The following is a 12,503-nucleotide window of genomic DNA, read 5'->3' on the forward strand; positions in this document are numbered from 1 at the left end:
GCGCCGGCGCAGGCGATGCGGGCGATCTCCTGCCCGGTGCTGGGGGCGAAGACGGGCATGGTCTCGCCGCCGTCGGCCGCCTGCCACACCCCGTCGATGAAGAGCTTTGCCATGGAACATCTCCGCTCAATGCGCAGCCGACAGCGCGTCGGTCCGCGAGACCTCGCCGCGCTCGATGAGGTAGACGGTCTCGGCAAAGCTGCGCAGAAGGCTGGGGTTTGATTCGGTAATGAGGAGCGTCACCTCGCGCTCCCGGTCGCGCAGCGCCCGCAGCGCCTCGGCGTACTTCAGCGCCAGCGCGGGGGCGAGACCCTGGAACGGCTCGTCGAGCAGCACCAGCCGGGTGCCGATCATCAGCGCCCGGCCGAGCGCCACCATTTTTCCCTGCCCGCCGCTCAGCGACGCCGCCTTGCGCTGGCGCATCGCCTTCAGCTCCGGCGCCACCTCGTAGATCAGCTCCAGCCGCTCGCGCAGCCGGGCGGGCGGGAAGCCGCAGACCTGGCCGGGCAGCAGGATGTTCTCCTCGATCGTGAAGGTCGGGAACAGGCGCCGGTCCTCAGGCGCGTAGCCGATGCCCAAGGGCGGGCGCAGGTGCGGCTCCAGCCCCGTGATGTCGCGCCCGTCGAAGGTGACGCGGCCGGACGACACCGGCACGAAGCCCATGACGGTGCGCAAGAGCGTCGTCTTGCCGGCCCCGTTGCGGCCGATCAGCGCCACCGTGCTGCGCGGCGGCAGGGCGAGGTCGGTGCGGCGCAGGACCTGCACTCCCTCGATGAACGCGTCGACGGCATGAAGGGCGATCATCGCGTCACACCCCCGTCACGTTGCGCAGGACGTCCGGATTGGCGAAGACCTCCTTCGGCGGGCCCAGCGCCATGATCTTCCCGGCACTCCACACGGCGATGCGGCCGGCGTAGCGCTCGACGATCTCCATGTCGTGCTCGACGAAGACGGAGGTCACCCGGCGTGCGGCCAGTGCCCGGGCCAGCGTGTCCATGACGCCGACCTTCTCGGCCGAGCTGACGCCGCTGGTCGGCTCGTCCATCAGCAGCAGGCGCGGTTTCAGGGCCAGCGCCACGGCAATGTCGATCAGCTTGCGCACCCCCTCCGGCAACTCGCGGATCGGCTTGTCGGCGACGGAGACCAGTCCGAAGAGATCCAGCAGGTCCAGCATCTCGTCGCGCTGCGGCAGCGCGCCCAGGCGCAGCCAGGGCCAGCGCGTCTTCTCGCGCGAGGCCGCGGCCAGCATCAGGTTTTCCAGCGCCGTGTGCTCCATGAACAGCTGCGGGATCTGGAAGGACCGGGCGATGCCGCTGCGCGTGATGCGGCGCGGCGCCATGCCCACGATGGGCCGCCCGTCGAACAGCACGCGCCCGCCCTTGGGCTTCAAATAGCCGGTGCACAGGTTGATGAATGTGGTCTTGCCGGCGCCGTTCGGGCCGATGATCGCCAGCGTCTCCCCATCGAAGACGTCCAGGTCGATGCCGTCGGCGGCGCGGATGCCGCCGAAATGGATGTGCAGGTCGCGCACGGACAGCAGCGGCTGCGTCATACCGGCCTCCTCCGCCCGCCCGTCACCACGCGGCGGCTGAACAGCCGCTCCTCCACGTCCTGGTACATCCCGACAAGGCCGCGCGAGGCGAACAGGATGATGACCAGCAGGAAGCCGCCCAGGATCATCTGCCAGACGTCGGCCGCGAAGGCGGAGGCGTAGGCGCGCACCAGTTCGTACACGATGGCGCCGACGAAGGGGCCGACGACGCTGCCCGCCCCGCCCAGGATGGCGATGAACACGAACTCGCCCGACCGCACCCAGTAGCTCAGCTCCGGCGTCACGTGCCCCTGCACCAGCGCCAGCAGCGTGCCGCCCAGGCCCGCCAGGGCGGCCGAGATGACGTAGGCCACCAGCAGCACGCCGCGCGCCGACAGCCCGATGTATTCCAGCCGCGTCTCGTTGGACTTCAGCGCCCGCAAGGCCTCCCCCAGCGGCGACTGGAAGTAGCGGTAGACCAGCCACGCGCACAGCACGACCAGGGCCAGCGTCAGATAGAACAGCGTCGTTTCGTACTCGAACCGCTCCACCGCCATGCCGAACAGGGTCGGGCGCGGCACGCGCAACCCGTCGCTGCCGCCGGTGATGAAGAAGAACTTCTCCAGGACCGAGTAGAGCACCATGGAAAAGGCCAGGTTCAGCATGCCGAAGAAGATGTAGCGGTAGCGCACGACGAAGAGGCCGACGACGATCCCCGTCACCACCGCCGCCGCCACCCCGGCCAGCAGGAGCAGGCTGACCGAGCCGCCCTGCATGGCGCGCGCGGCGAAGGCCACGGCGTAGGCGCTGGCCCCGAAGTACAGCGCGTGCCCGAAGGACACCTGCCCGGCCCGCAGCAGCACGACGATGCCCAGCACCGCCAGCCCCTTGGCCAGCGCCAGCGTGAACAGCAGCACGCTGGCCGGCGCCGTGAAGGGCACGGCGGCCAGGACTGCCAGCAACACGGCGGGGATGAGGACGCGCGCCGCCATGCCCCTACACCTTCCGCATTTCGGCGACGCCGAACAGGCCCTGCGGCCGGAACAGCAGCACCACCACCATGATCAGGTAGGGCATCAGCACCTGCATCTCGGGATAGAGGTAGACGGCAAAGGACCGGCCGAGGCCGAGCAGCACGGCGGTGACCGCCGCCCCCTCCACCTGCCCCAGCCCCGCCGTGGCGACGACGGCGAAGCTCAGCACGATCATGTCGGTGCCGATGCCGGGGGTAAGCGACGTGGTGGGCGACGCCAGCGCGCCCCCCAGCGCCGCCAGCGTGGCGCCGATCATGAAGGTGGTCATGTAGACGCGCTTGGCGTTAATGCCCATGGCCATCGCCGCCTCCCGGTCGTGCGCCACGGCGACGATCAGCCGGCCCTGCAGCGTGGAGCGCAGGAACCACCGCAGCGCCACCAGAACCACCACCGCCGCCGCCGGCAGCAGGAGCAACTGGTAGGCGGTGTAGTAGACCTGCCCCACCGCCAGCGTGCCCAACAGGCTGAGCGGCGCGTCGGCGAACATCGGGCTCACCCCCCACACCAGCCGCTGCACGTCCTCCAGGATCATGAAGACCGCGAAGGTGACGAGCAGGGTCAGCACCTCCTCCTTCACATAGACGCGGCGCAGGAGGACGGTTTCGATCAGCCCGCCCAGCAGGGCGCCGACCAGCACGGCGCTGATGATCAGCGCGGGATAGGCGAGGTAGGGGCTCCACCCCGCCGCCCCCAGGCCGATCACCAGGCTGGTCGCCGTGTAGGCCCCGATCGCGTAGAAGGAGCCGTGGGCGACGTTGAGGACGCGCAGCACGCCGAAGATCAGCGTCAGCCCGACCGCCACCATGAACACCAGCGCGGCGTAGGCCAAGCCATCCAGGACGGCCAGCAGCAGCAGTTCCGTCATCGGGAAAACCCGCCGCCGCTTACGGCTTGAACGCGAAGGTCTGAATCTTCGGGCTCGTCGGCATGCCCTTGTCGAGGGTCTTGACCCACTCCTCCGACTTCTGCCCGACCGGGGTGGTGACGAGGTCGGCCGGGTACAGCTTCATGTTGTCCAGCACGGCGAAGGGATACTCCTTCACCCGCACCGTGGTGCCGATCAGCTGGTCCTCCAGGCCCTGGTTGTCCTCGCGCAGCCTCACCGTGCGCGTCAGGCCGCGGAACTCCAGGCCCTTCATGGCCTCCGCCAGCTGGTCCTTGGTGGGCCAGTTTCCGCCCGCCGCCTTCACCGCCTTCTCGAAGCCGGCCTGCATCGCCGCCATGGCCTGCGCCATGTGGTAGACGGGGTAGATGGGGTAGCTGCCGGTCTTCGCCTTGTACTTCTCGACGAAGGCCTTGTGGCGCGCCGGATCCTCGGCCGCCGGGTGCAGGAACCAGTGGTCGCCGCGCGCCCCCACGATGACGCCCTCCGGCAGCGTGTCGCCCAGGCGTTGCAGGGAGCTTTCGGCCAGCGGCAGCACGAAGGTGCTCTGCTTCAAGAGGCCGCGCGCGGCGGCCTGGCGCACGAAGGTATCGAGGTCGCCGCCCCAGGAGGTGGACAGGATCACGTCCGGGCGCAGCGCCGACAGGCGCGTGATTTCGGTGGAATAGTCGGGCGCGCCGAACTTCGGGAACATCTCGGCCACCACGCGCACGTCGGGCTTCAGCGCCTTCAGCGCGGTGGAGAAGATGTTCCAGGAATCGCGGCCCCAGGCGTAGTCCTGGTTGACCACGGCGATCGTCTTGAAGTCGGGCTTGGCCTGCACGAGGTACAGCAGTGCGGCCAGCATTTCCGGCGTGGCGTTGGCCTGCGTGCGGAAGGAATACTTGTAGCGCTTCTCCTCGAAGATCTGCTGGGTGCCGCAGTCCCACATGATGTTGGGCTGCTTCAGATCCTCGGCCACGGGGACCAGCGCGTTGCAGTTGCCGCTGGAGATGGCCGCCAGCGTGAAGGCGGCGTTCTCGCTCTGCGACACGCGGCGGTACTCGGCCAGCAAGTTTTCCGTGCCCGCCCCTTCGTCGATGTAGACGGCGCGGACGGGAACGCCCTGGATGCCGCCCTTGGCGTTGATCTCCTCGATCAGCAGATCGGCGGCATCGCGACCGGGCACGCCGAAGACGGACGCCGGGCCGGACAGGTAGGTGGTGATGCCGAGGACGATTTCCTTCGGCTTCTGCTGCGCCAGAGCCGGAGTTGCCAGAAGCGCGAGCGCCGCCGTTGCGGCGAAGAGGTTCCGCATTCTATGTGCCCTCCCTTTTCAACAGCGGATCGGCGTTCAGCCCGCAGGGGCGCCGTCCGGTTTTTGGGCGCCTTTGCGGCGCCTGCCTTTGAATTAGTAGGCACACAGGACTGTGCTAGACGGAAATATGATTTTACTCTGGAGCTTAGAGGAAAAATCTATAGCCGGATGGGGTAATGCTTTGGCAGGGGCAGGCGTAACTCCCCTACCCGCCCACGTCTTCCAGGGACGCCTGCCACAGGCCGCGCCGCACCAGGGTGCGCATGACGTCCAGCAGCAGCGCCTCCACCTCCAGGGACGCCCGCGTCACCAGCTGGCCGGGGTTGCGCACCAGATGGACGCTGCGCTGGATCGTCGGCTCGACCAGCCGCGCCGCCATCAGCCGGCCCTCGCGCACCTCGTCGTGCACGGCGGCCAGCGACAGGATGGAGACGCCGCTGCCCAGCTCCACCAGCTTCTTGATCTGTGGCAGCGCGTCGATCTCCGTCTGCACGCGCAGGTTCAGCCCGGCCGCGCGGGCGTTGCGGTCGATCAGGTCGCGCAGGCCGTGCGTCACGCTGGGCAGGATCAGGCGCATGCCGGCGACGGCGCTGAGCGGCACGGGATCGCGCAGGATGCCGTTCGGCCCCACCGGCCCGGTCGCCGCCTTCGGCGAGAGCACGAGGAACAGGTCCTCCGTCAGCAGCTTGCGCACCGACAGGTGGCGGACGTGCCCGGCGTTGAAGATGACGCCGATGTCGACCTGCCCGTCCTCGATCCAGCGCTCGATGTGGCCGGACATGCCCTCGATGATGCGCAGGGACACGGCGGGCAGCCGCTCCTCCGCCGCCTGCACCAGCGGCACGCTCAGCGGCTGGCTGATCGATCCGGGCAGCGCCACGCTCACCTGCCCGCGCGCGGCCGTGCCGTGGTGGCGGATGTCCTCGCGCGCCAGATCGACGTACTTCAGGATCTGCCGCGCGTGGGAGAGCAGCAGCGCCCCCGTTTCCGTCAGCACGACGCCGCGCGCGTCGCGGACCAGAAGCTGCGTCTCCAGTTCCTCCTCCAGGCGCATGACGTGCTGGGACAGCGAGGGCTGCGCCACCCCCACCCGCTCGGCCGCGCGGGAGATGGCGCGCTCCTCCGCGATCGCCACGAAGTACCGAAGCTGCCGGATGTCCATCGCCGCCTCCCAACCCCGCCCGGCAATTCGTTCGCCTACAGGCAAAGAACACCATAGCGCGGCTCGCCGGTCGGCGCATTCGGCGAGGTGGCCCGACGTTCGCGGGCGTCGGCGCTTTCCCCGCCGCGCTCACCCGTCACAGCGGCACCCGTCACAGCGGCAAGGGTGCGTCGCTCTTGACCTCCTCCATGACGGCGTAGGTGCGCGTCTCGCGCACGCCCGGCAGGGGGAGGAGCACGTCGCCCAGAAAGCGGCGGTAGGACGCCATGTCGGCCACACGCGTCTTCACCAGATAGTCGAACCCGCCGGCCACCATGTGGCACTCCAGCACCTCGGGCGCCCGCCGCACCGCGGCGGTGAAGCGGTCGAACACGTCGTGCGTCGTCTTGTCGAGCAGCACCTCGACGAACACGAGGAGCCCGAAGCCCAGCCGCTGCGGCGCCAGCCGGGCGCCGAACCCCTCGATGTAGCCGTCCTTCTGCAACCGCTTCAGCCGCTCCCCCGTGGTGGTGGGCGACAGGCCGATGCGCTCGGCCAGCTCCACGGCCGCGATGCGGCCATCCACCTGGAGGATGGACAGAATCCGGCGGTCGATTTTGTCAATGTCCGACATTGCCACGCCTCAAAAGCCTCACGGCCGTATATTATGCCGTATATGAAGCGTGGCAAAGTTCCGAATCCGGCTGTGTGTGAACTCCTGTCGAAAGCGGTGGAGGCGGTGCCCGCAGGTTGGGTTTTCGGCCGGCACCTCGACCCAACCTGCGGCGCATCCGTCATGGCCGGCGTGTGCCGACGGTCAGCACGAAGGTGCGCGGCACGTGGATGCCCTGGCCCTCGCGGAAGCGCTCATGGAAGGCGACGAAGTCGCGCTTCAGCGCGGCGCGCCGTTCCTCGTCCAGGCTGGCGGCCAGGGCGCGCGTGGGGCCATAGCCGTTGACGAAGGTGTTCCAGGCCGCCTCCCCGCCGGTTTCCACGTAATGGCTGGTCTCAACGGTGACCGTCAGGTCGAAGGCGTCGCCCAGCAGTTCCTCCAGCCGCTCGCGCCGGCCCCACTCGAAGGGCGACACCGGCGGCGGGGCCGCCATGTAGGGGCGCATCACCTTGAACATCTCGGCGATGGCGCCGTCCGGCGTCCAGGTGGCGAGCGCCAGCCGGCCGCCGGGCCGGCACACGCGGGCGAGTTCGGCCGCCGCCGCCTCCGGCTTGTTGACGAACATGACGCCGAAGGTGGAGACGACGGCGTCGAAGCTGCCGTCGGCCACCGGCAGCGCCTCGGCGTCGCCGACGCGGTAGTCGACGTCCAGGCCGCCGGACAGGGTGCGCGCGGCCTCCAGCAGGCCGGCGGCGATGTCGATGCCGGTCACATAGGCACCGCGCCGGGCGCAGGCGCGCGCCGTGATGCCGGTGCCGGTCGCGACATCGAGGATCCGCTCGCCCGGCCGCGGCGCCAGGGCGGCCACGGTGGCGTCGATTCCGTCGTAGACGCCGCGGATGATCTCCTCGTAATCGCGGCCGCCCGAACTCCACACGGCGGCGGCGCGTTCGTTGTGCGGCTGAATGGCGGGGGCGGTGGTGACGTGGCCGTCCATGGTTTCCTCCTCAAGTGTCCCCGGTCGGGGGTGGGTCTCTCGAGGAAGGAGGATCGCCGGCCGCCGTCATCCGGCCGTCGGGCGGAGCGTCAATCCGGCGTCAAAACGCCGTCCCTGTGCTTCAGGGCCTGTGCTTCAGCGGTATGGCGTTGGGTTTTCGCCTCCGGCTCAACCCAACGCCGTCCGTATCACACCGTGATGATGGCGTCCGTGGTCAGGTCGCGCAGATCCACGCCGACCAGCACCAGCGCCGAACCGCCGTCGGCCAGCACCGCGTCGGCGCCGTCCTGGACGAACAGCGCCAGCACGTCGGCGGCGGAGCCCAGGCCGTGCACCTCCAGCCGGTCGCCCGCCTCGAAGTCGGTGACGGTCTGGCGGCCCTCGCCGGCCTGGAACACGAACACGTCGTTGCCGGCCCCGCCGGTCAGCACGTTGTCGCCCGCACCGCCGGCCAGGGTGTCGTCGCCACCCAGGCCCGACAGGCCGTCGTCGCCGGCCGCGCCGGCCAGCCGGTTGGCGGACTCGTTGCCGGTGCCGGCCAGCCCGCCGCCGCCCAGCGCCGTCAGGTTTTCCACGTGCGTGCCCAGCGTGTAGGCGGCCAGCGTCGTGCGCACCTCGTCGGTGCCGCCGCCCGCGTCCTCCCACACGCGGTCCCAGGGGTTGTCGACGATCAGCACGTCGTCGCCGCCCTTGCCCCACAGGATGTCGTCGAAGGCGCCGCCGTCCAGCGTGTCGTTGCCGGCCCCGCCCGCCAGCAGGTTGGAGATGGCGTTGCCCGTGCCCTGGAAGTCGCCGGTGCCGATGTAGATCAGGTTCTCCAGGAAGTTGCCCAGCGTGTAGCTGGTCAACGTCGTGAACACCTCGTCGATGGTGGGCAGCGCCTCCTCGAAGATGCGGTCGCCCACGTGGTCGACGTAGTAGTCGTCGTGCCCGGCGCCGCCGATCAGGATGTCCTCCCAGCCGCCGCCGTCCAGCGTGTCGTCGCCGGTGCCGCCGACCAGCAGGTTCGGCAGCGCGTTGCCCACGCCCTGGAAGTTGCCGGAGCCGACGAACACCAGGTTTTCCAGGAAGTTGCCGAGCGTGTAGCCGTTCAGCGTGGTAAACACCTCGTCGATGCCGGGGATGGCGTCCTCGAACACCCGGTCGCCCGCGTTGTCGACCCAGTAGTCGTCGTGGCCCTCGCCGCCCTGCATCGTGTCGGCGCCCTCGCCGCCGTACAGGGTGTCGTTGCCCGCCAGCGCGTCCAGCAGGTCGTCCCCGGCGGTGCCCTCCAGCCGGTCGTCGCCGGTGGTTCCGTTGATCGTGGCCATTATTTCTCCAGATAACAATAGGTTACGGCTTAGGGCCGAACCCTACCGGCTCCGGCGGAGGGCGCATCACTCGTTCGAGTGACGGGCGCAGCGGCCGGCTCGTCGCGGGTCAGGGCAGCGGCCAGCGGGTCGCTCAGCACGAGGCGCACGAGGTCGGCCTGACGGGCAGTGTCGGTCTTGCGGAACAGGGCGGCGAGCTGCGTCTTGACCGTGTGGATGGACAGCCCGGCCTCGTCGGCGTAGTCGGAGAGCCGGGCGCCGCCGGCCAGCGCGGCGAGCAGCCGGCCCTCGGCCGGGGTCAGGCCGTGGACGCGCGCCAGATGCTCGGCCGGGGGCAGGCCGCGGCGCTCGGGATCGTGCACCAGGACCAGCACGGCCCGCATGACGCCCGCCATCCCGCCGCGGCCGCGCGCCAGCGGCACCACCAGCATGGACAGCGGCGGCCGGCCGGCACGGCGGACGATCACCGAATCCCCACGGCCGCCGTCGGCGGCCAGCGGGATGGCGCGGGCCAGCCGCTCCGCCGCGCGCGGCTCCGCCACCGTCAGCCGGTCCAGCACCACGCGCACGGCCGCCCCGCCGCCGCCCGCCGCCGTCCACGCCGCCGTCCCCGCCGCCGTCCCCGCCGATGGCGACGCGAGGCGCGCGGCCTCGCCGTTCATCCCGTGCACCCGGCCGTGGCGGTCGACGACGAACGCCGCCAGCCCGAGGTGGTCGAGCCCCTCCAGCCCCGGCGACGGCGCCGCGTGCGCCTCGGCCAGCGTCAGCGACAGCCGTGCCGCCCGCCGCACGTGGGACGCCAGCCCGGCCAGCAGCCGGCGGTCCGCCCCGCCGTATTCGGGATCGCCGTGCGGCCGGAAGAACGACAGCATGATCTCCGCGTCCGGCCGGTGCAGCAGCACGCTGCTGAGCGAGTGGTGGAGCCCGTTCGGGCGGGCCCAGTCGGCGTAGTACTCGGTGCCCTCCAACTCGGCGTCGGCCATGACGTCGGACCGCGTGGCGACCGCCATCTCCGGCAGCGCCAGCAGCCGCGGCAGCACCACGTTGCACGCGCAGTAGCGGGCGCGGTAGGCGGCCACCGTCGCCTCGGCGATGCCGTGTTCGGCGACGAAGCCCAGGCGCGGCAGACGCGGGTCGTGCACGTAGAGCGACCCGACGCTGCGCAGCTCGCCGGCGAGGTCGGCGACGAAGGGCACCCACTGCCCGGCGTCGAGGGCGGCGTCGTACGCGCGCTCGATCAGGGCATCCCGGCGTCTCCGTTCCATGCGCACCCTCCCCTCCCCCACAACCCGAGACGCTGCCCACGCACACATGCGCTTGCAAGTATCACTTGTGGAGAAACCGAAGCCGGACCGGGGTGGTTGTCGGCGGTTGTCGCAACGCCGGGCGCCCGAGTTCCGTCCGGCAAAACCGTCAAATGGCTTGACACTTCCGTCACGCGTTGCGATGCATACCCCCATCGAAAGGGGGAGTGTCATGGCGGATGTGATGACGGGCGAGGAACTGCGGCGGGTGCGCGAAACGCGCGGCATGGAGCCCGTGGCGTTCGTGACGTTCCTGAACGAGCGGCTGGGGCGCAAGTACGACCGCAGCCGCCTGTCGCGTTGGGAATCCGGCGGCGAGCGCGTGCCGCAGATCGTCGCCGAGGTGCTGCGGGCCGGCATGGCGGACATCGGCGCCCCGGCCGGCGCCCCGGCGCGCCTGGAGCACGCGCCGGCCATCGTCGTCGCCTTCGCCAACCAGAAGGGCGGCGTGGGCAAGACGCAGAGCTGCGTCAACACCGCCTACCTCGCCGCCAAGGCCGGCAAGCGCGTGCTGGTGGTCGACTGCGACCCGCAGGCGTCCGCCACCCGCCACTTCGGCATCGACCCCATCCAGTGCAACGAGCAGCGCAAGACGGTGGCGCGGGTGATCCTGGACGACGTGCCCACGGCCGACGTCATCCTGCCGGCCTGCGACGGCCTTCTCGACGTGCTGCCCTGCGGCATCGAGATGCCGTTCGAGGAACCGGTGATCGCCGGCCGGCCGAACGCCAGCATGCTGCTGAAGGCGAAGCTGGCGGAGGTGGCCGACCGCTATGACCTGATGCTGCTCGACCTGCCGCCCAACCTGGGCGTCATGACCGTCGCCGGCCTCAACGCCACCAACTACGTGGTCATTCCCAGCCAGACGGAGATCCTGTCGGTCGTCGGCATAAGCATGCTGTTCCGCTCGATCAAGGACGTGCGGCGCACGGCCAACCCGAACCTGACGGTGCTGGGCATCCTGCCGACGCTCTACAACGCGCGCCGGACGCTGGACCAGGAAATGCTGAAGCGGCTGGAAGGCACCGCCGTCTCCGCCGGCATCAAGCTGTTCGCGCCGATCAAGGACGCCGCCGAGTACCCCAAGGGCATGGCCGTCCAGCGCCCGGCGCTGGAGCTGTTCCCCGACGCGCCGGGATCGGAAGGCTACCGCCAGCTGGCCGACACGCTGGTTTCCCTGTCGAACGCCGCGCAGGAGGCGCGCCATGGCTAAGGGCCTGAACCTCAAGAACATCAAGCTGCCCGGCGACGACGAGCTGGCGGACACCGCCGGCGCCCTGTTCGGCCGGCTGGAGCAGATCCCCGTCGACCTGATCGACCGCAACCCGGACCAGCCGCGCACCGCCTTCTCCGACGAGGAGATCGCGGAACTGGCGGAATCGATCCGCGAACACGACTTGGCGCAGCCGATCTGCGTGCGCCCTCCCCTCGCCGGCCGCTACACCCTGATCGCCGGCGAACGCCGCCTGCGCGCCTTCAAGCTGCTGGGGCGGCCGACGATCCCCACCTTCGTGACCTCGGCCAGGGACCCGGAGGTGCTGGCGCTGCTGGAGAACATCCAGCGCGTCGACCTGACGCCGATCGAGCTGTCGGCGGCGCTGGCGAAGCTGCGCAAGCGGCACGCCCGGCTGGAGGACCTCGCCAGGGCCACCGGCAAGAGCATCAGCTACCTCAGCCGCATGCTGGCGATCCAGGACCTGCCGGGCTCCATCCTGGCCGAGTTCGCGGAGCACCGCGGCAAGCTGTCCCAGGCGAAGCTGGACGAGCTGGTCTCCGTCAAGGACGCCGACCTGCAGCGCGCCATGTGGGAGGCGGTCAAGAACGGCGACAGCTCGCTGGCGTTGCGCGCGATGAAGCGGGCCGCGCCGAAAGCCGGAGCATCGGAAGCCGGAGCATCGCAAGCCGGTCCGCCGGCCGACCTCGTGGCGCGAGCCATGAAGCGGGTGGACGCCATGACCCGGGACGTGAGCACGCTGCGCGGCAACGCCACCGCCCTCGACGCCGGGCAGCGGGCCAAGCTGAAGCAGCTTCACGACGAGGTCACGGCCATGCTGCGCGAACTGGGCGAACTGGGCTGATTTTTGCGAGTTCGCAAAGCCGGCCCGGATTGATGTCAGGACTGAGGCCGGGATTGGGGTGAACCTTCACCCAGCAGCGCGTCGATGCGGCGGCGCAGGTCCAGGAGCGCGTCGCGGTCGGCCATCGCCAGCGGCTCCTCCGTGGGCTCCAGCCGGGCGAAGACGCCGACCACCCGGCGCGCCGCGGCGATGGCGCGGGGCAGGGTGACCGGCCCCTCCGCCGCCACCGCCCGCCGCTTCTCGCGCGCCGCGCGCACCGTCAGCCCGCCGCGCTTGGCCAGCTCCCACATGGCCAGCTGCGCCGGCTCGTGGGTG

At 70.4% G+C, this 12,503-nt stretch carries 12 protein-coding genes and 1 pseudogene; 2 read left to right on the forward strand and 11 right to left on the reverse strand.

Features of this window, described 5'->3' with window-relative positions; genetic code table 11:
• Window positions 1-126 precede the first annotated feature (126 nt).
• The 10 genes from VED21_RS23900 to VED21_RS23945 all read right to left on the reverse strand — a co-directional run bounded on the left by VED21_RS23900 (window position 127) and on the right by VED21_RS23945 (window position 10,071).
• Window positions 127-804, reverse strand: a complete 678-nt coding sequence (locus tag VED21_RS23900) for an ABC transporter ATP-binding protein (RefSeq protein ID WP_324886744.1) — start codon at window positions 802-804, stop codon at window positions 127-129.
• A gap of 4 nt (window positions 805-808) precedes the next feature.
• Window positions 809-1,552 (reverse strand): ABC transporter ATP-binding protein, encoded by a 744-nt coding sequence (locus VED21_RS23905; RefSeq protein ID WP_324886746.1) that lies wholly within the window; start codon window positions 1,550-1,552, stop codon window positions 809-811.
• On the reverse strand, window positions 1,549-2,523 hold the full coding sequence (locus VED21_RS23910; RefSeq protein ID WP_324886748.1) for a branched-chain amino acid ABC transporter permease: 975 nt from the start codon (window positions 2,521-2,523) through the stop codon (window positions 1,549-1,551). The genes VED21_RS23905 and VED21_RS23910 overlap by 4 nt, the downstream gene beginning before the upstream one ends.
• Before the next feature lie 4 nt (window positions 2,524-2,527).
• On the reverse strand, window positions 2,528-3,430 hold the full coding sequence (locus VED21_RS23915) for a branched-chain amino acid ABC transporter permease (protein ID WP_324886750.1): 903 nt from the start codon (window positions 3,428-3,430) through the stop codon (window positions 2,528-2,530).
• Between the two features lie 19 nt (window positions 3,431-3,449).
• Window positions 3,450-4,745, reverse strand: coding sequence for an ABC transporter substrate-binding protein (locus tag VED21_RS23920; RefSeq protein ID WP_324886751.1), 1,296 nt, complete (start codon window positions 4,743-4,745; stop codon window positions 3,450-3,452).
• A 205-nt stretch (window positions 4,746-4,950) separates the two neighbouring features.
• The gene (locus tag VED21_RS23925; protein WP_324886753.1) at window positions 4,951-5,907 is read right to left on the reverse strand and encodes a LysR substrate-binding domain-containing protein; all 957 of its coding nucleotides are present in this window, start codon (window positions 5,905-5,907) and stop codon (window positions 4,951-4,953) included.
• Between the two features lie 151 nt (window positions 5,908-6,058).
• On the reverse strand, window positions 6,059-6,520 hold the full coding sequence (locus VED21_RS23930; RefSeq protein WP_324886755.1) for an Lrp/AsnC ligand binding domain-containing protein: 462 nt from the start codon (window positions 6,518-6,520) through the stop codon (window positions 6,059-6,061).
• A 160-nt stretch (window positions 6,521-6,680) separates the two neighbouring features.
• Window positions 6,681-7,496: a class I SAM-dependent methyltransferase gene (locus VED21_RS23935; protein WP_324886757.1), complete on the reverse strand. Its 816-nt coding sequence runs from the start codon at window positions 7,494-7,496 to the stop codon at window positions 6,681-6,683.
• Window positions 7,497-7,684: 188 nt separating this feature from the next.
• The gene (locus tag VED21_RS23940) at window positions 7,685-8,806 is read right to left on the reverse strand and encodes a calcium-binding protein (protein ID WP_324886759.1); all 1,122 of its coding nucleotides are present in this window, start codon (window positions 8,804-8,806) and stop codon (window positions 7,685-7,687) included.
• 29 nt (window positions 8,807-8,835) lie between these two features.
• Window positions 8,836-10,071, reverse strand: a complete 1,236-nt coding sequence (locus VED21_RS23945) for a helix-turn-helix transcriptional regulator (protein ID WP_324886761.1) — start codon at window positions 10,069-10,071, stop codon at window positions 8,836-8,838.
• Window positions 10,072-10,282: 211 nt separating this feature from the next.
• Here VED21_RS23945 and VED21_RS23950 point away from each other — a divergent pair, with 211 nt between their 5' ends.
• The gene (locus VED21_RS23950) at window positions 10,283-11,323 is read left to right on the forward strand and encodes a ParA family protein (RefSeq protein WP_324886764.1); all 1,041 of its coding nucleotides are present in this window, start codon (window positions 10,283-10,285) and stop codon (window positions 11,321-11,323) included.
• Window positions 11,316-12,188, forward strand: coding sequence for a ParB/RepB/Spo0J family partition protein (locus VED21_RS23955; protein ID WP_324886766.1), 873 nt, complete (start codon window positions 11,316-11,318; stop codon window positions 12,186-12,188). The genes VED21_RS23950 and VED21_RS23955 overlap by 8 nt, the downstream gene beginning before the upstream one ends.
• A 35-nt stretch (window positions 12,189-12,223) precedes the next feature.
• On the opposite strand, the pseudogene VED21_RS23960 reads toward VED21_RS23955, so the two are convergent.
• A pseudogene (locus VED21_RS23960) lies at window positions 12,224-12,503 on the reverse strand (hypothetical protein); the annotation flags it as partial.

Source organism: Azospirillum sp. (assembly GCF_035627195.1).
In the GTDB taxonomy this organism is placed as follows: Bacteria; Pseudomonadota; Alphaproteobacteria; order Azospirillales; family Azospirillaceae; genus Azospirillum.